Consider the following 19,977-nt stretch of genomic DNA (forward strand, 5'->3'; position numbering starts at 1 on the left):
AGCAATTCGGTGACCATGGACATTCCGCAAATCACAACTGGATCCGACGCCGAGCAAGGTGCGATGGGGCAGATTTATTTGGCGACTGGAAAGCACGTCGCTCTTCGCCGGTGGGAGGAAAGCCCGGGCGTGTTCAGCAAGCCAACGACCCGTGACTACGAGGCCGTCGGTTACCTGTTGGAAGGTGCCTTGGAGTTGGAGTTGGATGGGGGAACGGCGCAATTGAGCGTCGGCGATTCCTGGCTCGTACCGGCAGGTGCGATTCATCGATATCGCGTGCTCAAACCCATCGTCGCGATCGAAGCAACCAGCCCACCAGCTCGTTTCGGAGACCGTGATAAACCGGTGTGATGCGTCCGGCGTTGGGGAATGTCAGTGGCGAGGGGTGAGCGAACCTGGAGGCGCACCCTGCTATCTTGTTTCGTGTGCATCGTTCCCTCGCCCGCTCTGCGTCGGTCGCCTCTCGACCGTCGATGGGCAATTCACCTCTCCAGTCTTTTTGCATGGCCATCCGATACAGCGTCGGTCTCTCGTTGGAATCGACGCAATTCATTGATCTGCTGAAACGATCCACCTTGGCGGAACGCCGTCCCGTCGACGACGAGGCAAGGATTCGCGAGATGTTGTCGAACGCGGACGTGCTGGTGACCGCTCATTGGGTCGAAGATTCAGCGGTGGCCCATTCGGAAGCACCCGGCAAGCTCGTTGGTGTTTCGCGAGCCATCACCGACCATGCCTACTGCACCTATCTGTCGGATCTTGCCGTCGATACAGATCACCAAGGCCAAGGCATCGGTCGGGAATTGATTCGGCGTACCCATCAAGTCGCTGGCCTGCGAACTCGGCTGATTCTGCTGTCGGCACCTGCGGCGGAAAGCTACTACCCGCATGTCGGAATGCAGCCTCATGATTCTTGCTGGATGATTCCGCCCAGCGACGAAGGCTGAACAATGCCCTTCGGAATCGTTTGTCAATCTGTTCGTCGGAGCGGAGTGGTACGAATTGTCTGGTGGGCTGGCGTCCTGCTGAGATGAACTGAAATGCCAACGTGAATCCCGCGCGTTCACTCAGCGTTTGAATCCGACCAGCACGCCCACTTCCGAACGCTCGGTATCGAAGTCGTCGTTGTCCGAAGCAAATCGATCGTGCCCGGCGACGGCGGAGACGGAAAGCTGTTCAGTGAGCTGATAGCTCAGCTTCCCATCGACTCGCCAAAAAATTTCATCGCGACCAATCGGGTCGGTGAAGTCGGGGTAGTTGCGATAGCCCACACCCCAGGTCGGCGTGAACTTCCAGCGGTCGCTGATTTGCCAGTCCGTTGAACCATGCAGGTTGATGGAGAGATATCGATAATCGTCGCCTTTGGTGTTGGCGTATTCCAGGTCGGTTCCCAAGGCGACCATTGGCAGGGCTTCCCAACGCGTTCGTTTGAAGTGGCTGGCACCGAACGTCAGCGTTGTTCCGTCAAGTGAGGTTTGTGCTGGGACGGCACCGTCGTCTTCAAAGTTGGATTGCGCGACCGTGGTGTACCCATACCAAGCGTTCAAGTCAGGTCGGATCACGGTGACCGACGCTGTTCCTGCATGCCGATCGCCCACTTGATTCCCATCAAAGAAGTCATTGGAGAACACGTACTCCATTCGCCCAATCACTTCGTTCCCGCCGAATAAAAAGTCTCTTTCCGCAAACGCACCGGGTTGGAAACTAGCCAGGTTGAATTCCTGAAATTGGCTTTCGTTGGCGGTGAAATACCCGCGAAACAAAACCCCTGCACGAGAGCTTTCGCGGCGGATCAGTTTCCAGTCCAGGTCGGGACTGGCGAACCACTGAAAGCTGGCTTGCTCGTCTTGTGCGAGTTCACGGCTGATCGGCGTGAGCGTGACGTTGGTGTTGTAGAGCAGTCCCGTTTCCAAAAAAATTCGGAACGGACTGGTCGGATTTACCGCTTCGCTTTCGAGTTGTCGCAAGCGGTTCTCGAGGTCATCGGAACCATCGAAGGTTTGGATTTCGTAGCCGACTGTTTGAGTTGGCGCACCCGCAAGATTGGGCGGCGCGGGAAGATCGTTTGGGTGCGCCAGTTCGAAGGGTTCGGAAGTCATCCCGGTCTTCGCCGATGGTTGGTCGGCGAAGTCCGGGCTCGTGGTGGGTGCGATGAGTTGTGCGATCGCGGGGGCTGGGGCCTCGATACCCAGTGCACGGACTTGGTCGGCGTAGTTGCTCGAAGGAGCGATGTTCAGCACCTCCTGCAGATGAAAACGGGCCGCATCTGGACGCGCTTGGTCGTTGAGTAGTTGCCCCAAATCAAAATGAGCGGCGGCATTGAACGGATCGAGATCCAGTGCCTTCCGATTCGACGCGATGGCAGCGTCTGGGTCACCGAGTCTTCGTTGCAGTCGCCCCAACGTTCGCCACGAATCAGAGTGCTCCGGATTCTGGGCGACCTTTTGCTGGAGCATGACCAGCATTCGCTGTTGAGCAGGACTGGGGCCAGAAGCGGTCTCCAGATCGGGACTCGTCGAACTGGTTGGGGGGGAAACGCCTGCGAATTCGTCTGCCGAGGTGATGGAACTGAAAGCGATCAGGCCCAACCAACTGGTCCAAGCGAAACTTCGTAATCGGCGGTTCCAGTCAAGCATTCAATTGCCGAGCGAGAGTTGTTTTGCAACGTTGTCAAACAGATGGCTGCATAGTGAGCGTCGGAATCACCCTGGAAATTCGCGTCCAGGATCGCCTACTTTGCGATCGGTCTGAGGGCGGACGTCCGTTCGCCCCCAGTTGGTATCAGTCGGCGCTTTTCAGTTGCCACCCCGATTCACGAAGCTCGAGTGAAAGGGGCGATGGCTTGCAGGCGTTTGGAAATTCAGATGGAGTTGAACTCACGGATGAAACGTCACTCAAAGAATGCCTTGGCGATCGCTTGCATGCTGTGCACCGGTGGAACCGTTCAAGCTCAAGGATTGGATGGAGCCCTGTCGCGTGTTCGCGGGCAGGTTCAGCAGAATGTGCAAACCCAAGTTCAGCAACGAGTCCAGGCTCGCGTTCAGAGCCAAGTGCAAGCGAACGTCCAAAGCCAAGTGCAACAACGCATTCAAGCGAACGTTGCCAATGGTGTTCAAGCTCGCGTCGGAAACCAAATCGAAGCTGCTGCCCAAACCGCTGCTGGCTTGGCTGCACGTGCTCAGGCACAAGCCAATGCGACTGCCGACCGTGCGTCGCGAAGCAACGTCGGTGCCAACTCCGATGTCCAAATCAACGTCAATGCAAATGCGAACGTTGCCGGATCGCAGTCACGCACCTCGGCTGGGTTTGCTTCTTCGACGCGAGTCTCTGCCAGCCCGATCCAAATCAGCGTTGCTGAAATTCAGGCGTACGATTCTGTCTTTGGTCAGTTCAACCCTCTCCGCACGTCGGCCGTTTTGAACACTGCCGCGGCAGTTCGTCAGAATGCGACCGCCCAAGCCACCGGCGCTTTCGCTTCGAGCGACGCCCCATCAAGTTCGCCAAGCACGGCCAGCATGCCTTCGGAAAACGCCTCCGCACCGGAAGCAGGTTCACCAGAAGCCCCCGATGCATCTGGGGTTGCTGGATCGACCTTCGGCGGCGCGTTCAGCCAAGTCACTCAGGGACAAGCCGGTGCGTCCAATGGCCAATCGGTTCGTGGGACGGGCCAAGCGGCCGGGGACTTCGGCGTCGCCGGTGTTTTGGCGTCGAACATTGACTTCTCGTCGATGATCGCCGTGGCGGCACGTCAGCGCCAAGCTGAGATCGCTGAAATGCGTGACCAAGCCTTGGTCTCGGCCAATGCCGAATTGTTGGCGCAAGCTGACGCGATGGAGGCTCGTTTGAACGCGTTTGCATCGGCTCAACAAGAATCGATGGCGTCGACACAAACCAAGATTCAATCGTTCCAAGCAAAGGCGGCTAACCAAGTGGGAACAGCTGCCAGCCTGAACGTCAATGGTTCAGCCCAAGGACAAGCCACTGCAAACGGTGTCGGTCAAGCGGAAGCATCCGCCGCGAGCAACGCTCGTCTGAACGGTTCGATTCGCTAGTGATTTCCGACCGGTCCGCCGGTTTGGATCGTGATCGTTTTGAAAGGCGGGAGTTCAGCTCCCGCCTTTTTTATTGCGCCGATCCGATTTGCTGTCGTTGGTACGCGAGTTGCCTGTGTGTAGGGCGGAACACCCGCGACTGGCGGGAATCGTTGAAACCGCCCTACCCATGGGCGAGAACCCTTTCCCATTTGGAACAGTGCTATGAAATCGATCACCACATTTTTGATGGCCGTCTGCATGATGGTTGCCGTTGGATGCGACGAATCCGCCTTGGATCAAGAGGCCGATGCGATTCGCGATGCCACCCAGCAACAGGCCGAAGACATTCGTGATTCGTCACAGTCAACGGCTGAAACGATTCGTGATCAGTCTCAACAGCAGGCTGAAAACGTCCGGAATCAAGCGGAAAACGCTCCGGATGCAATGGAAGATGCCGCTGAAGAACGAGCTGACATGATTGAAGACCGAGGCGAAACCAAGGCCGATCAGAAGGAAAACCTCGGCGAGCAAAAAGCCGATGCATTGGAAGAGGCTGGTGAACAGAAGGCCGATCGTCTCGAAGAAATTGAAGTGGAGTGATTGCCCACCACCCCGGTGGATTGAACCCTATGAATGCTTGGTGGTCGTTTGGCCGCCAGGCATTTTTTTTTGTGAATCGAGGAATGGTATGAATCATCTGCTTGGGACTCCCGCTCGCATGGTCGTGACGGCCATGGTTGTCTTGTTGCTCGTCGCAGGAGGGGCCTTGGCTTTCCTCTCGCTCAGTTCGGTGGAGCATTTGGCGAGCGGTTCCGCTGAAAAAACGATTGTGGTGGAATGTGACTTCGAGAAATTTCGCCAAATCATGGTTCGGAAGAACGCGACCGCTGCGATCGTGGGTCAGTCCGGCATGACGTTGATCGATGAACGCGTGGAAGATCTCCAGGTCGACACCAGCCAGGATGATCGACCGCTGCTCAATGCCATTCGAGGTCGTTCAAAAACCGACGTTCAGGCGGTCAAAAAGTTGCGTGTGAGTTTGAACGACCCACACATCGCCGCGGATGAATTGACGTTGCGTCAGCGAGCCAATGTCCACCCCGATGGCATGGACGTGGTCACGGAATCGATTGCTGCAGCCGCGAATTTGGATTCGTATCGAATTACGCTCGATGCACGACCCAAAGGCACTCAAACGGAGGTCACGTTGACGGTGGCGTTGGATGTCCGGGTAACAGTTCCAAAAGCCTTCACTGGACGCGCGGATCGCGAAGTGCAGCAATCTGCGGTGGAGGCGGTGAGTGAGCAAGCGACCAGTTTGCAGCGGTTCGTGGCCGAGCACGCCGGTGAGAGATTCATCCTTCCAGAACTCGGTGGTGGCTCGGATTGATTCACTTCGGTTGACTCTGGTTCATTGCAGAGCATTCGCGATGGACTCTGGTCGGTTTCAACGCTGCCTGCATGATTCCCAATCAATTGCTTCTGGTGAAACGCGACTTGACGGTGAAAGACGGGCACTTTTGAGACTTTCAGGGAATTGTGGATCAACGGGATCTTGTTCGGCACGGGAATCGCTTTACCTCACCTTCGTTCGCTGAGAACACGGTGTTCGTGTTGGCGAAACACAATCAAAAATCTAAGGAGAATATTATGTTGGGTTGGGCTTTGACGTTTTTGGTAATCGCTTTGATCGCTGCCGCATTGGGCTTTGGTGGACTGGCCGGAACCGCTGCGATGGTTGCAAAGGTTTTGTTCGTTGTCTTCTTGGTTCTGTTTGTTCTTGGTTTGGTCATGGGCCGCCGTGGACCAACCGTCTGATTGAGGATGCGAACTCATCGTGACACCTAAACGATCTGCGTGTCTTCCGATGCGTCGATCGACACGGATCGTCACTTCATCCATCAGGATCAGAGACATGGATCAAGAATTGAACCCGCAAATGGAACGAGCGTTGGATGAACTCGCCACGCTGGTTTGCCAATCGCTCGAAGGCGATGGCGAGCAGTTCGTGGAACGGCAAGATGGCCTGCTGAAGACGCTGGTTATGAGTGGTCACTCATGGAAGTCCGAAAGGACTGTCATGGAAGAAGTCGAACGTCGGGTGAAAGAGCGATGCAGCGAATGCGCCATGCACCGCGGTGGCGCGTTGACGTCGCTGACTAGCAAGCTTGGTACGAAATTGCAGTCGCTCGCTCGTTGGGAATCGAATTCCCCCTCGGAGGATTCGCCCGCGAAACCCGCGAACATCAGTTCTGCGACAGACGCTTGACGCGTTGGAGGTGTGACAATGGCCAAGTGGACGGAAAAAGACGGTCGCCAGTACGAGCACATCAAAGAAAGTGAACTGGACCGTGGTCAGACGGAAGAAGAGGCAGAGGAAATCGCGGCTCGCACTGTGAATAAACAACGTCGAAACGAGGGACGAACACCGAATCGAACAACTCAAGGGACAGGCAATCCAAACGCTTCCTTGGAAGATCGAACGGTCAAAGAGTTGCATAACCTAGCTTCCGAACTCGCGATCGAGGGACGAAGCAAGATGAACAAGTCGGATTTGATTCAGGCGATTCGCAGCGAACGGTCTTAAACGCTCGCTGGGATCTATTTCAACGTCATCCCAGAAGGAGTTTGAAATGTCGACGGAAACGAGCGTGGCTCACGAAGCGGATTGGACCCGCGTTCGCTCAGCGGTGTGCAATCGCTGGCCACATATTAAAGAAGAAGAGTTGTCCAAGTGCCCAGACGAGGCGGAGTGGATGATTGAATTTGTCAAAAGCCGGGTGGATGCATCGCAAGATGAAATCGAGTCGGTCGTCCGCGAGTTCGCGCCTCAGGAATCGATTGCGGATCGAATCAGCCACTCCGCGGAAGACTCCGTCCGCAAGGCCAGCGAGTCGGCTCGCTTCGCTGTCATGCGAGCCGATGAGTGCATCGCCGAACGACCAACGCAATCGGTTTTGGCAAGCTTTGTGGCAGGAGCACTCGTTGGTGTCACGGTCACGGCATTGTGGTTTCGGCAGCATCGCGAACCAACTCGATGGGAACACTTCAAGACGCGAACTTGGGGCTGACCCGGTTTGGTTCACCCACTGACTGAGCGGGTGTTGCAGCGACGTTCGATCGTCTCTCTGCAGTTCCACGCTGGTAGCAAGAATCTTTTCATCAACCGACGAAGCGAGTGAGGTCAATGGTCCTTTCCTCGTTGCGTCGGTTGCTTTTCGTGGGGAGATTGGTGTGCTTGTGGCTGGTCGCCGCTCTATTCATTTTGGCGGGAATCAACCACTTCGTCTCGCCTGCTTTCTATGTTCAGATGATCCCGGACGGTTGGCCCAGCCCCCGATTGCTGGTTTTCGTGTCAGGGTTCTTTGAGGTTCTCGGCGGGACCGGTTTGCTTTTTCGACGGCTTCGCACGATTGCCGGTTTCGGTTTGATTGCGTTGTTAATCGCGGTCTTTCCAGCCAATGTGCACATGGCGATGCACGCTGATCGCTATGATGCGTTTTCACAGACGGGCTTGATTGCTCGACTGCCCTTGCAAGCGGTGTTGATCGCTTTGGTTTGGTGGGTCGCTTGTTCGAAAAGGAATCGCGAAGTTGAATGAATTGGCTCAGGTTTTGTTGCTGACCACAATGGCCGGATTGGCGATTCCAATCGGTGCTTTGGTCGCGATGGTCGAAAAGATCTCACCGGAGTGGTTGGAGACAGAACTTCGGCACAGCGTCATCGCATTTGGTGGTGGGGTGTTGGTTTCGGCGGTCGCCTTGGTGCTGGTCCCGGAGGGAATCAAAGAGCTGTCCCTGCCTTGGATCATTCTGGCGTTCGCGTTAGGGGGTCTCGTGTTCTGGGGCTTGGAGACGCTCCTGGATCGTTCAAAGAGTTCGATGGCTCAGTTGGTCGCGATGCTGTCGGACTTTGTGCCGGAAGCGGTCGCACTCGGAGCGGCCTTCGCGACGGGGGAAGGAGCGGGAATGTTGCTCGCCGTGTTGATTGGGCTACAGAATCTTCCGGAAGGCTTCAACGCGTATCGCGAGTTGGACTCCTCGTCCGAGCTGAGAGGCTGGAAACTCATCGCCTGCTTGGCGGCCTGTGTTCCTCTCGGGCCACTTGCGGGTTGGATCGGCTATGAACACCTTTCCAGTTTTCCTCGCCTCGTGGACTTCATCATGTTGTTTGCAGCCAGCGGTATCTTGTATCTCACGTTTCAAGATCTGGCGCCGCAAGCGAAGACTGAAAATCAGCGAGCGCCCGCGATCGGGGCTGTCCTGGGATTTCTCCTCGGCCTCATCGGAAACGTGCTGCTGGAGGGATGATCCTGGCTGATTTGTCAGCACTTAGGAAAGACGCGAAAGCCCCGGCGGCCGAGAGGCCATGATGTAGAGCGAGTACACCAGGCCTGGCACAAATCCGAGCAGCGTCAGGATCAAGCTGATCCAAAAATAGTGCCCCACACCGATTTGCATGTAAACCGCGACCGGTGGAAGGAGAAAGACCAGTAGGAGTCGAATGAAGTTCATGGGGACATTCCTCAATGGAGGGCACGAAATTTCTCTGCGAAGTGGTCTCCCATTCGTCGCATCGTCGAACATGGGAGTCAGCTGAGACGGACCAGTTGCTTTCCAAGATTGTCGCCTTCAAACAGCCCGATGAAGGCATTGGGTGCATTTTCAATGCCATCTGTGATCGACTCTTCCCAGACAACCTTGTCCTGTTGAATGAGCTTCGCCATGTCGGACACAAATTCGTCCTTGGCATCCATGTGGTCTCGGACGATGAATCCTTGGATTCGCAAGCGTTTGGCGATCACCTTGAACAGGTTGCGTGGTGCCGCTGGGGCTTCGGTGGCGTTGTAGGTCGCGATCATGCCGCATTCGACGCAGCAACCGAAGTCGTTCATGTTGTCGATGGCTGCTTCGAGGTGGTCGCTGCCCACATTGTCGAAGTAAACATCGATTCCGTCAGGAGCATGCTTGGCAAGTTCCTGGCTGAGGTTGTCGACTTCTTTGTAATGGATGACCGCATCGATGCCGGTCTTGTCCTGGAGCCACTGGATCTTTTCCTGCTTGCCAGCACTTCCGATCACGCGGCACTCGATGGCTTTGGCCAACTGACAAACAATGGAGCCAACTGCTCCGGAGGCTGCCGAGACAAAGACGGTGCTCCCTTTTTTGAGCTGCGCGATCTTGTGCAGCCCGACCCAAGCGGTCATGCCTGTCATGCCGAGGGCACCCAGGAAGGCTTGAGCCGGTGCGATGGTGGGATCGATCTTCGTGATTCCACCTCCGTTGGACGTCCAGTACTCTCGCCAACCAAGGTTGCCGAGGACCATGTCGCCCTCCTCGAAGTCGGCATTCTGCGATTGAATGACTTCACCGATGCATCCGCCCTCCAGCGGTTGGTCGATTTGAAACGGTGGCACGTAGCTGTCGCTGTCCTTCATGCGGCCTCGCATGTAGGGATCCACCGACATCCACCGGTTCTTCACGAGGATCTCGCCGTCCTGGATCGGCCCGACCTCTGTTGTCCGCAGTTCAAAGTTTGATTTTTGCGGCATCCCTTCCGGACGCGATACCAGCTCGATTTGTTTGGATTGAATCGCTTTGCTTGTTGCAGTGTTCATGAATTACTCCTGGTCTCCTAAGTGGATCAGTTTCTTGTTGACGAACTCCAAGATGCCCAGGTGCGAAAGTTCGCGACCGTAGCCGGAGTTCTTGATGCCGCCGAATGGCAGTTCGGATTGCGAGCGAGTGGGCTGATTCAAGAACATCATTCCCGTTTCAATTTGTTCTGCCACACGACGTCCTCGCAGGATGTCTTTTGTGTAGACCGATCCGCCCAACCCGTACGAAGATCGGTTCGCCAGTTGAATGGCAGCGGCTTCATCAGCGACGACATAAATCGTCGCGACGGGGCCGAACAGTTCCTGATCGAATGTCGGGTTGTCTGGTGTGACATCGGTCAAGATGGTGGGGTTGAAGAACGCACCATCCCGGTCGGGGCGATCGCCGCCCAGCATGACCGTGGCACCCGCATCGATTGATGATTGGACTTGCTCTTGTAATTTGACCGCGGCGTCCTCGGTCGAAAGAGGGGAGAGTGTGGTTTCCTCATCCATTGGATCGCCAAGTTTCAGTTCCTGAAGCTTGGCCTTGAAGCCTTTCATGAACTGGTCCGCGACTTCCTCCACGACGATGAAGCGTTTGGAGGCCACGCAGGATTGACCCGCATTGACCATGCGGCCCTTCACGGCTTGTTCGATCGTCAGATCCAGGTCCGCATCGTCAAGCACGATGAATGGATCGTTGCCGCCCAGTTCGAGAACGCTGCGTTTGAGGTTCTTGCCTGCCTGAGCCGCGACCGCTCGTCCAGCAGGCTCACTGCCCGTCAGCGAAACCCCTTGGACGCGCGAGTCGGAAATGATCGATTCGACGAAGTCCGATGGGATGAACAGGTTTTGGTACACACCCTTTGGCAGCCCGCAATCGTTGTAAAGCTCTTCGATCGCGGCAGCGCACTGCGGCACGTTGCTGGCGTGTTTCACCATGACAGTGTTGCCCGCCATGATGTTGGGCGTCGCGAAACGAACGACTTGGTAGAACGGGAAGTTCCAAGGCATCACGCCCATCAGCACCCCGATCGGTTCGTAGTGCAGGTACGCGTTGGCTTCGACGCGTTCGATTGGCTGATCCGCCAAGAATTCCTCCGCCCCGTTGGCGTAGAACTCAGCGATGTTTGCGCAGTATTCGATTTCGTATTGCGATTCCGAGATCCGTTTGCCCATCTCCAGCGTGATCATGCGGGCGTATTCGTCGGAGTCCGCTCGCAACAGGTTGGCAAATTGGAGGAGACACTTTTTCCGTTCCTCGAATGCCGTGCATCGCCAGTTTTGAAACGTTTTGTGAGCGGTTTCGATGGCCTGCATCGCATCTTGCTTGTGAAGCGGTTCAAACTCGCGAATGGTTTCGTTGGTGGCTGGATTGACGCTGGTAATCGACATGAAAAAGTCCTTGAGGAGTGAGTGGAATCGCAGCGATGTGTGATCGCCAGACAGGGAATTCACGGGATGGGAAGCAGGTCAGGCACTTTGCATCTTGCCGACCAATTTCCGAGTGGCGAAACGCGGCAAGAAACCTGCGGAAGTCACCATCAGACGGTTCTTCCAGCCGGGAATGACAACGTCTTCGTTTTTCATGTAGCCTTCGTATCCAGCACGCGCCACCGCATCGGCGGTCATGGTGGTCGAGGAAAACATGTCCAGGTTGCCCATCCCTGAGTCGGCACCAAATCCGGATTCGGTCGGGCCGGGTTCGAGGCAGGTGACGTGCAAGGAAGTGCCTGAAAGCTCCTCACGCAGCCCTTCGGTGAAGGACAGCACGTACGCCTTGGTCGCGTAATAAACCGCCATGTTGGGACCCGCTTGGTAAGCCGCAATCGATCCGACGTTGAGAATGCCGCCTCGGTTCTTCTGCAGCATGTTCGGAAGCAGTTGACGGGTGAGACGAGTCAACGCCACCACGTTGACCATCACCATGTCGGTCTGACGATCGGCCGAAAGTTCCGAGAATTTTCCGAGGGCACCAAATCCGGCGTTGTTGACCAGCGTGTCGATTGGGATCGATCGTTGTGTCAGTTCATGGCACAGTTGATCCACGGCCTCAGGACGAGACAGATCGCAAGGGATCACGGTGGCATGTCGGCCGGACTGAGATTCGATTTCGGTCGCCAATTCACGAAGTTTGTCTTCGCTGCGAGCGACCAGGACGACGTCGTCCCCACCCATGGCGAATTGGATCGCCAGTTCTCGTCCAATCCCCGATGAAGCTCCGGTGATGAGAGCGGTGTTGTGTTGAGTCATCGATCGATGTCCATGGAGGAAACGAGAGAGGTAAACTCGACACCCGTCAGTCGCGGAAACCGACGCCGTCGGCGTCGGCGCCCATCCCAAGTGTGCCGAGGGAACAAACACGGACGCACATGCCATGCCAAGAATTCGGTCGTTCGGAAGTCCCGGTTGTTCCGGCGTCTGAGGTTGGCGTTCCAAATGGCATAGGAAGTGCAATGAATAGGAAGGGCAATGAAACGAGCCCTCGGGCAACTGCAACCGGGGCAAACTGAATTTGGAGCCGATGGGGCTCCCCACTCTTCTGGCAAACATCTGTGACTATGAATTGGTTGACGCATCAGTGGATTCTCGCGGGCATGGTCTCTTCCGCTGCGAGATTCGTCCCGATTCCTTTTGTGGATGACGTGATCCGCGGCCAATGCCGTCGGTTTGTCGTGACTCGAACGCTGGAAGCACACAATCGAACCGACTCCCTGAAAGAACTGCGTGCTTTTTACGCGGAGGACTCAGGCTGCGTTGCCGGTTGCCTGGGAATGCTCGCCAAGGCACCGTTGAAGCTGTTGTTGTTCCCCGTTCGAAAGATCGTTGCGATTCTGACTTCGGTGCGAGGGGTTCCGATGGAGATCATCCGAATGGTTTTGTTGGGGCGGACTCTCGACCGACTTCTCAAAGAAGAAGTGATTGCGGCCGGACCAGTGAGACCTCAGCAAGTCGTGGCGATGCGAGAAGCATTCGAAGAGGCCTTTGCCCGAATGGATTTTCGGGTCGTTCGTGCAGGCATGTCGGATGCCTTGGCCGGAGCGACCGGATGGAAGGAGTCCGCGATGGATTTGGCGGCGAAGGTTGCTGGCCGTGAAAACGAAGCGCAGCCCGCGGGGGATCTCCGCGCCGACGAGAACATGGAAGCCGGTGCCAAGCAATTGGAAGAGGTTCTGGAACGCCCGGAGTTGGTCGCAGCATTCATTGAGTTCGATGATCGCTTTGATGACGCGTTCGCGATGAAGTCAACGAACGTCTGACGAACACAAGGACCGGTCTTGCGATCCCATTGCGTGCAGAGATACTGAGCGATTCGCCGCGAGTTTCAATTGCTTGGAATCGTATGTCGCGGCAGGCGGTTTTCGATTGTTTGAAAGAAGAACAATGGCTTGGGGTTACTTGTTGCTGGCCGGTTTGCTTGAGATTGGATGGGCCGTTGGATTGAAGTACACCGAAGGATTCTCACGCCCCGTTCCGACGTTGATCACCATCGTGATCATGATCGCGAGTTTCTTCACGCTTTCGTTGGCACTTCGAGAGATTCCACTTGGGACGGGCTATGCGATTTGGACCGGGATCGGTGCCGTTGGAACCGCCATCGCCGGAATGATTCTGTTTGGTGAATCCCGCGACGCGATTCGGTTGGCGTGCATCGCTGTCATCGTGTCGGGGATCGTTGGTTTGAAACTGGCTTCGTCGAACAGCCCTGCCCCGCCCGCTCAGGCAAATGCCGATTCGATCCCGCCTCGTTGAAGTTCAGTCAGACGAGGCGGCCAGAACTTCGCAGCAAAAACTCAGCCATCTCGCTGGAGAAAACGGAGGTGATGGGCAGCATGCAGCGAGTGAATTTCTTCGATTTCAGTCCGGCTCATCCGCCCGAAGGCCGGGTGAGGTGCGTACTCGCCCAGGTGTGAATGAAATCGTTTGACACTGTGAGCGAATGCATCGACTTCTTCTTGGTCAATGACGTCATCAGGTGGGACGAATATCGACGCGGTTCGGATTCCGCGTGGAGAATCAGGACGACGAAGTTTGGGCAGCAACCAGCGTCGCATGGCCGGACGCATGAATGCAAACAAAGACATCCAGGCGGGGTAGCCATCGACACTTGGGTTCTGGACCAGGCTTAGGTGTCGGCAAATTTGGCCCAGCGACCAATTGCCACAGGGGGTGTATCCAGCTTGCAGGAGCGATCGAGCCTCTTCGGCCGCGTCACTCAAGTCGTTGAACTGCAAGGTTCTCAGGTTCGTCATTGATTCAAAGGCTCTCGTTGGAAAACAAACGCCATGCTGCGCGTGGTCATGATTGGATTCATCGTACCCAAACGGGGCGCCACTTCATTCCTCGAACAGGTGGCGAATTGTCACGTCGTGTATCGAATCCTTTTGTGATGTTGCCTTGGATCTCCCCGGTTGTAGCTTTGCTGTTGGAATAGACTTGGTACAAACCGCGACGTGCTTTGGGCGTGGCTCTTCCGATTGGAAGATCATGCTGCAATTTCGCTCTTCTCTGATTGCCTTCTTGATGACAGCTTCTTCTTTCAAACCAACGGGGCATGCAGCCCGCTTGGCATCCCTTGTTTGGTTGATCGTGACGGTGGGGTGCGCACCAAAGGAAGAACGCCAGTTCGAAAAGGCGCCGCGACCTGTCGAAGTGATGACGCTGACGCGAACCGTTCCGGTTTCGTCCTATACCGCGACGGGCAGCGTGCAGTCTTGGAAGACCGAGGACATCGGTTTTGAGGTCAGTGGAAAAGTCTTGTGGGTTTTGGAACCAGGAGAAAACATCGACGGACGAGTCATCGACGTGGGCGGCGAAGTGGTTCAGCAGGGAACACCGCTTGCGCGGATCGATCCGGAACGCTACGAAATCGCCGTCGAGTCTGCGGTGGCGGATTTGGAAGTCGCTCGGTTGAACAAGGAAAGCATCGAAATACGGCTGGACGAGTCGTTGCCGGCGGAGATGGAATCGGCCCGAGCGAACTTGGCACTCGCCGAGATGGAGTTCTCACGCATTGATAATTTGAAACAGCAAAACGCTGCCTCCAAAAGCGAATACGACCAAGCTCGAAACCTCGTCCAAACCCGTTTGGCTTCGTTGAGTGGATTGCAGGCCACGGAAAAGCAGACCCGTGCGGAACTGAAGTCGGCCGAGTCGCAAATTCGACGCGCTGAACAAACGCTGCGCGACGCTCAACGCGATTTGGAACACACCACCTTGTTTGGTTCGTATCAGGGGCAAATTTCGGCGGTGAATGTTGTTCCTGGCAGTGTGGTCAACGCGGGGGATCCCGTGCTGACATTGCAGATGACCAACCCGATCAAGGTCGAGGTGGAGCTGTCGGCCAAACAATCGCGATCGATGCGGAGTCGCCGTCAGTTGCCCATTTCATACGCCCTGGCCGATGGAACCCAGCGTCATACCAACGGGTTGGTCTACAACGTGGACGCGAGTGCGGATCCCGGTACTCGAACCTTCACGATGACGATGTTGTTGTTGAATGAGCGAATGCGAGACCGATTGCCGGGAGATCTACCCGATGACAAAGTGGCTCGCTCGGAAGACCTTTGGCCCCTGCGACTCAATCGCATGATGGGGACTTCGGAGGAAGTGGTCTTGGTGGAAGAAGAGTCCATTCATCGCGACGACGAAGGTTCCTTTATCTATCTCGTCGCCAACAGCAAGCTGCGAGAACGCTTGCCAGAGGTCTTGAAAGTCCGCCAGCAGCGTTTGCAGGAGAACAAACTCAGGATTCCCTTCTTGGGGAACTGGGTTTTTCGAAGCGTTCAAATGCTGGGCGAGAACGGGGAACCGATCGACATCGATTTGGAGTCTTTGTATGTCGGGAAATTAGCAGGCGATCCCAATATGGATCCTGCGGAGGCGAAGCAAGGCGGAAACCCGCCCCGGAATTGGGACGGCGAGTCGGTGGTCTTGGACCCAGGGGCCGAATGGATGTTGCGTCCAGGTGAATTGGTGACAGTTGACTTGGCGGACCAAAATGAAGGCAAAGGTTTCTTTGTGCCGTTCGATGCGATCGACGAGGAGTCAGGTCAAACGTTTCTCTATGAGATCAAGGATGGACTGGCTTCCAAAGTTGGCGTTGAAGTGGTCGCTCGGGAAAATCTGGACACTGGTTCGATGATCGAAGTGCAATCGCCGGAGCTTCGCGAAGGATTGCAAGTCGTCGTTCGTGGGGTTCACTTTCTGACCGACGGCGAACGAGTGCGAAAAGTGGGAGCGCCTCGACGACTGGATGAACTGGAAGAGGGGCATTTGATTGGTAGCCCGGTGCCACCGATGGTGGTGGAGGGATCCGCAGAATGAACTTGCCAACCTTGGCGGTCAAATACCGTCCCATCGTTTTTTCACTGGCGGTTTTGGCCATGGCATGGGGAGCAGTCACCTATGTCACGATCCCCCGACGGGAAGATCCCGAATTCACGATTCGTGTTTGTGTGGTCTCAACCTCTTGGCCGGGAGCACCTGCTGAGACGGTGGAGGAACTGGTCACCGATAAGATCGAACAGAACTTGACCGGCATCGAGGAGGTCAAGCTGACTCGGTCGACCACGTTGACGGGCCAGTCCACTGTGTTTGTGGAATTGGAAGACAACATCCCGCCCGCGGACATTCAGAATGTCTGGGACAAGGTTCGGGCGCGCGTGGATCTGGTTCCCATGCCTGCTGCCCACGTCAGTCCCATTGTCAACGATGAGTTCGGTGACACCTCCGTGCTGTTGTTGGGGATCCATCAGACACCTTCCAAAGGACGGTCGGAAATCCGTCCTGGGGATCGTTACACACTGCGTCAACTGGAAAAGCACGCCGAAGAGGTGCAGGACGCTTTGCGGTTGTTGCCGGGCGTTGCGAAAGTCGACATGTTCGGGCAACGATCCGAGGCGATCTTCATTGAGACAGACCTCGCCAATTGGGCCCAGTTGGAACTCACCACCAACCAACTGGAATCGTTGGCGGATGATCGCAACATCATTCAAGCCGGTGGAGAACTGGACACCGATTCCGGGCACTTTTCGGTCAAGACCGAAGGTGAGTTCAATGCGGTCGATGAAATCACCCAAATTGCGAGCACGGTTCGAACCGGCCAAGGCGACAACAGCGTTTCTTTGGCGGAACTTGGTCTGACGGTCACGCGTGACTACGAAGATCCGGCGAACTACATCTGCCGAGTGGGCGATTCAAAAGGCAGCACACCCGCTGTGATGCTGGGGATCACCATGAAATCTGGTTCGAACATCATCGAAGTCTGCGAAGCGGCGAAGCACCGCGTGTGGGAGATGTCGGAGGTGGAGCAATTGTTGCCTCCGGACATTGGCGTGACCGCCGTTTCAGATCAAAGCGAAAGCGTTGCGAAGAAGATTCGCGACGTGATCATCAATGTCGTCGAAGCCGTTTTGATTGTGGTGGTGGTGGTCTACTTGGTCGTCGGTTTCCGCACCTCGTTTGTGATGGCGGCGAACATTCCGATCGTGGTGGTCGTCGCTGTCGGTCTGATCTCCTTGTTTGGCGTTCAACTCGAACAGATTTCGCTCGCTGCGATGATCATTTCGTTGGGGCTGTTGGTCGACAATGCCGTGCAGGTGTGTGACCAAGCTAGGTCCAATCAAATGGCGGGCATGGATCCGTTCCCTGCGGCGATTGATGGTGCCAACACCTTGGCGATTCCGATGTTGGTCGGCACACTCACCACGATGGCCGCGTTTGTGCCGATGTTGGTGAGCCTGGAAGGTGGCGGAAAAGAATACGTCTACAGTCTACCGGTCACGGTTTCGACCACGCTTGCGCTCAGTTGGGTGTTGGCGATGTCTCTGTGTGTGATCTTGGCTGGGATGTTCATTCGGGCTCCGCAGGGAGATCAAACGGGTTCGCCGGTGGTGGCGACATGGAATCGACTGGCCCATTGGATGCCGCGAAGAAAACGTCGTTCGGATCAAACCCCCGAAAGCTCCTCACGAAGCCTTTCCAACGACAAGCAAGAGAACCTGCCCTTTCGGTTGTACGGATGGCTGGGCGGTTTGGCGGTCAAGTTCAAATGGGTGACGGCGTTTGCCACCCTCGGACTGATGATTGGAATCTTGGCATTGCCAGTGAGTTCGGAATTTTTCCCGGATGCAGATGGGACTCAGTTTGCGGTCAAAGTGATCTTGCCTGAAACGGCAACGATTGAACAAACCGATCAAGTCACCCAGCAGGTTGAAACGATTCTTCAGCGTTTGGGAACCGAAAACCTCGCGGCCAACGGATTTTCCCAGCCTCCACTTCGCGTGTATCGATCTTTGGTTGGTGGTGGTGGGTCGCGTTGGCACTTGGGATGGAATCCGGAGCCGAAAACACGGTCCTTCGCGGAGATTTTGGTGCGGACGACGGATGCGTCGGTGACGAAACAGTTCGCCCAACGCGTGCGAGAAATCGCGGAGCGTGGCGACGAGGCTTTGGGGATCGATCCGATCGTCGGGGCTCGCATCGTGCCGGTTCGATTGGCGTTGGGACCACCGGCTGATCCGCTGGTCTTTCGGATTTCTGGGAATGGTTTCGCGAACCCTGCCGTGTTGCGGGAAGCCTCCGACATGCTGAAACAGCTCGTCACGGCACAGCACGAAACATGGGACGTGTCGGATTCCTGGGGAGTGGATGGGTATCAAATTCAGGTGGCGGTGGAACAGGATCGTGCGTCGTTGGTGGGGGTCACCAATTCGCAGATTGCTCGGACGCTGAATTCCTACTATTCCGGTTTGCAACTGACCACGTTTCGCGAAGGCGACCACGAGGTGCCGGTTTACTTTCGGTTGAAAGCCAGCGAACGCGAATCGGTTCGCGGACTGCAAGAGTCATATGTGGAAGGGGATCGTGGGAAGGTGCCACTGGCTTCCTTGGCGGTTTTGAAACCGGCGTTCGAAATTGCCAAGATTGAACGTCGGAAAATGAATCGAACGATCGAGGTCAGTTCGCAAATGGAACCGGGCGTCACCGGCAACGACGTGGTCGCTCGGGTGTTGAAGTCAGAAGAGATGCGGCAGATTCAGGACGAACTGCCCACGGGATATTGGATCGAACCGGGTGGGTCGTACGAAGAGAGTGCGGAAGCCGGTGGGCAGATGATGATGTCCTTTGCCATTTCGTTCCTGCTGATCGTTTTGTGTCTGATCTTTCAGTACAACGGTTGGTCCAAACCGCTGCTCATCCTTTCCACGTTGCCCCTGGCGTTGGTGGGAGCCTGGCTGGGGTTGTACCTGTCTGATAAGTCGCTGGGATTCATGCCGCAGTTGGGAATCCTGGCTTTGTTTGGCATCGTGCTGAACACCGCGATCATTTTTGTCGAATTCGCCGACATCTTGATCTCAGAACGATCGCGAGCCAAAGCCTCCTCCGGAGAAGAGGAGGGACCGATTGTTGGTCTGACCAAAGACGAGTTTCGTGATTGCTTGATCGATGCGGGCAAGCAGCGCATGTTGCCAATCTTCCTCACCACCGCGACAACGGTTGGTGGCCTCTTGCCCTTGGCTCTCAGCGGCGGACCGCTGTGGGAAGGATTGGCGTGGTGCATGATCGTGGGGCTGTTGCTGACGACCATGTTGACTTTGCTCATCGTGCCCGCTTTCTACGCCATCCTGGTCGAAACGTTCCGAGTGGTTCCGATCAAACGTGCCTGATGAAAGAGGTGGTCAGTCGGCCATCTCGCTCATGAATTGAGCCAAGAAGGTTTTCATGAACTGTTCCCGGTCCGTCGCGATTTGACGGGCTGGATCGGTGTGCAGCAGGTCACGCAGTCGAAAGAGCTTTTGATAAAAGTGACCGGCACCGGTCTTTGGTCCGCTCAGATCACTGGGGTCATTGCCAGCGATGTGAAACGGTTGGCCGACGGTTGCTCCGTACTCGATCGTTCGCACGATTCCGATCGCGCCCAGTGCGTCGAGCCGATCGGCGTCCTGCACGATTTTGCCTTCCAGGGAAAGTTCTTCCGCAGTTTCGTGTTTTCGAAACGAAAGGTTGTCGACGATGTGGGCGACGTGCTCGATCGTCATGGGATCCACTTTGAGGTCCCCCAGGATTTCGCGAGAGAACTCGGCGCTGCGCTCAACTCCATCATGGAATTTCGCGTCACCGACATCATGCAACAGCGCCGCCAGTTCGATGGTGAAAAGGTCGCTTCCAATTTGCTTTTGAATGTCACAGGCTGTTCGATGGACACGCCGGACGTGATCGAATCCGTGCCCGGCCTGTTGGTCGGCCATTCGCTGGCTCACAATCTCGGCAACTCGCCGGGTGATGGTTTCAGAGTGGTTCATCACCGAATCGTAACCGGATACGAAGCCTGATCGTAGG

The 19,977-nt window shown here is 55.9% G+C and carries 22 protein-coding genes; 15 read left to right on the forward strand and 7 right to left on the reverse strand.

The window, feature by feature from the left end; translation table 11 throughout:
* The first annotated feature begins 15 nt into the window (after positions 1-15).
* Together RISK_RS01705 and RISK_RS01710 are read left to right on the forward strand one after the other, a co-directional pair.
* Entirely contained in the window at positions 16-351 is a 336-nt protein-coding gene (locus RISK_RS01705) for a cupin domain-containing protein (RefSeq protein ID WP_047812523.1), read from the forward strand.
* Positions 352-503: 152 nt separating this feature from the next.
* A complete protein-coding gene (locus RISK_RS01710; protein WP_047812524.1) occupies positions 504-947 on the forward strand; it encodes a GNAT family N-acetyltransferase in 444 nt (147 codons plus the stop codon).
* A 120-nt stretch (positions 948-1,067) separates the two neighbouring features.
* Here the strand turns inward: RISK_RS01710 and RISK_RS01715 are convergent, their stop codons facing one another.
* Complete coding sequence (locus tag RISK_RS01715; protein ID WP_047812525.1) at positions 1,068-2,636, reverse strand: tetratricopeptide repeat protein; 1,569 nt, start codon at positions 2,634-2,636, stop codon at positions 1,068-1,070.
* 246 nt (positions 2,637-2,882) lie between these two features.
* On the opposite strand from RISK_RS01715, the gene RISK_RS01720 reads away from it, so the two are divergent.
* From RISK_RS01720 to RISK_RS01760, 9 genes are all read left to right on the forward strand, one after another.
* Positions 2,883-4,052 carry a hypothetical protein gene (locus RISK_RS01720; RefSeq protein ID WP_236695943.1) on the forward strand — a complete coding sequence of 390 codons (1,170 nt, stop codon included), beginning with the start codon at positions 2,883-2,885 and terminating at the stop codon, positions 4,050-4,052.
* 204 nt (positions 4,053-4,256) lie between these two features.
* Positions 4,257-4,634, forward strand: a complete 378-nt coding sequence (locus RISK_RS01725; protein ID WP_047812526.1) for a hypothetical protein — start codon at positions 4,257-4,259, stop codon at positions 4,632-4,634.
* 88 nt (positions 4,635-4,722) lie between these two features.
* Positions 4,723-5,424 carry a hypothetical protein gene (locus RISK_RS01730; RefSeq protein ID WP_047812527.1) on the forward strand — a complete coding sequence of 234 codons (702 nt, stop codon included), beginning with the start codon at positions 4,723-4,725 and terminating at the stop codon, positions 5,422-5,424.
* Positions 5,425-5,684: 260 nt separating this feature from the next.
* Positions 5,685-5,852, forward strand: coding sequence for a DUF1328 domain-containing protein (locus tag RISK_RS28900; protein WP_007327517.1), 168 nt, complete (start codon positions 5,685-5,687; stop codon positions 5,850-5,852).
* A 97-nt stretch (positions 5,853-5,949) separates the two neighbouring features.
* Positions 5,950-6,303: a hypothetical protein gene (locus RISK_RS01740; protein ID WP_047812529.1), complete on the forward strand. Its 354-nt coding sequence runs from the start codon at positions 5,950-5,952 to the stop codon at positions 6,301-6,303.
* Positions 6,304-6,321: 18 nt separating this feature from the next.
* Positions 6,322-6,621, forward strand: coding sequence for a Rho termination factor N-terminal domain-containing protein (locus RISK_RS01745; RefSeq protein ID WP_047812530.1), 300 nt, complete (start codon positions 6,322-6,324; stop codon positions 6,619-6,621).
* A gap of 46 nt (positions 6,622-6,667) precedes the next feature.
* A complete protein-coding gene (locus tag RISK_RS01750) occupies positions 6,668-7,105 on the forward strand; it encodes a hypothetical protein (protein ID WP_047812531.1) in 438 nt (145 codons plus the stop codon).
* A gap of 116 nt (positions 7,106-7,221) precedes the next feature.
* Positions 7,222-7,635 (forward strand): DoxX family protein, encoded by a 414-nt coding sequence (locus RISK_RS01755; protein ID WP_047812532.1) that lies wholly within the window; start codon positions 7,222-7,224, stop codon positions 7,633-7,635.
* Complete coding sequence (locus RISK_RS01760) at positions 7,628-8,344, forward strand: ZIP family metal transporter (protein ID WP_047812533.1); 717 nt, start codon at positions 7,628-7,630, stop codon at positions 8,342-8,344. The genes RISK_RS01755 and RISK_RS01760 overlap by 8 nt, the downstream gene beginning before the upstream one ends.
* 21 nt (positions 8,345-8,365) lie before the next feature.
* Here the strand turns inward: RISK_RS01760 and RISK_RS01765 are convergent, their stop codons facing one another.
* From RISK_RS01765 to RISK_RS01780, 4 genes are all read right to left on the reverse strand, one after another.
* Positions 8,366-8,548, reverse strand: coding sequence for a YqaE/Pmp3 family membrane protein (locus RISK_RS01765; protein WP_047812534.1), 183 nt, complete (start codon positions 8,546-8,548; stop codon positions 8,366-8,368).
* A gap of 77 nt (positions 8,549-8,625) precedes the next feature.
* Positions 8,626-9,651, reverse strand: a complete 1,026-nt coding sequence (locus RISK_RS01770) for an NADP-dependent oxidoreductase (protein WP_047812535.1) — start codon at positions 9,649-9,651, stop codon at positions 8,626-8,628.
* 3 nt (positions 9,652-9,654) lie between these two features.
* A complete protein-coding gene (locus RISK_RS01775) occupies positions 9,655-11,028 on the reverse strand; it encodes an NAD-dependent succinate-semialdehyde dehydrogenase (protein WP_047812536.1) in 1,374 nt (457 codons plus the stop codon).
* Between the two features lie 78 nt (positions 11,029-11,106).
* The gene (locus tag RISK_RS01780) at positions 11,107-11,886 is read right to left on the reverse strand and encodes an SDR family NAD(P)-dependent oxidoreductase (protein ID WP_047812537.1); all 780 of its coding nucleotides are present in this window, start codon (positions 11,884-11,886) and stop codon (positions 11,107-11,109) included.
* Positions 11,887-12,194: 308 nt separating this feature from the next.
* On the opposite strand from RISK_RS01780, the gene RISK_RS01785 reads away from it, so the two are divergent.
* On the forward strand, positions 12,195-12,893 hold the full coding sequence (locus RISK_RS01785; RefSeq protein ID WP_047812538.1) for a hypothetical protein: 699 nt from the start codon (positions 12,195-12,197) through the stop codon (positions 12,891-12,893).
* A 124-nt stretch (positions 12,894-13,017) separates the two neighbouring features.
* Positions 13,018-13,386 carry a quaternary ammonium compound efflux SMR transporter SugE gene (sugE, locus tag RISK_RS01790; RefSeq protein ID WP_047812539.1) on the forward strand — a complete coding sequence of 123 codons (369 nt, stop codon included), beginning with the start codon at positions 13,018-13,020 and terminating at the stop codon, positions 13,384-13,386.
* 41 nt (positions 13,387-13,427) lie between these two features.
* Here sugE and RISK_RS01795 read toward each other — a convergent pair whose 3' ends face one another.
* Positions 13,428-13,886 carry a DUF1569 domain-containing protein gene (locus tag RISK_RS01795; protein WP_083434723.1) on the reverse strand — a complete coding sequence of 153 codons (459 nt, stop codon included), beginning with the start codon at positions 13,884-13,886 and terminating at the stop codon, positions 13,428-13,430.
* Between the two features lie 271 nt (positions 13,887-14,157).
* Here RISK_RS01795 and RISK_RS01800 point away from each other — a divergent pair, with 271 nt between their 5' ends.
* Both RISK_RS01800 and RISK_RS01805 read left to right on the forward strand, forming a co-directional pair.
* The gene (locus RISK_RS01800; RefSeq protein WP_047812697.1) at positions 14,158-15,960 is read left to right on the forward strand and encodes an efflux RND transporter periplasmic adaptor subunit; all 1,803 of its coding nucleotides are present in this window, start codon (positions 14,158-14,160) and stop codon (positions 15,958-15,960) included.
* Entirely contained in the window at positions 15,957-19,304 is a 3,348-nt protein-coding gene (locus RISK_RS01805) for an efflux RND transporter permease subunit (protein ID WP_047812540.1), read from the forward strand. The genes RISK_RS01800 and RISK_RS01805 overlap by 4 nt, the downstream gene beginning before the upstream one ends.
* Positions 19,305-19,316: 12 nt before the next feature.
* On the opposite strand, the gene RISK_RS01810 is transcribed toward RISK_RS01805, so the two are convergent.
* A complete protein-coding gene (locus RISK_RS01810; protein ID WP_047812541.1) occupies positions 19,317-19,940 on the reverse strand; it encodes an HD domain-containing protein in 624 nt (207 codons plus the stop codon).
* Between the last annotated feature and the right edge of the window lie 37 nt (positions 19,941-19,977).

Source organism: Rhodopirellula islandica (assembly GCF_001027925.1).
Classification (GTDB): domain Bacteria; phylum Planctomycetota; class Planctomycetia; order Pirellulales; family Pirellulaceae; genus Rhodopirellula; species Rhodopirellula islandica.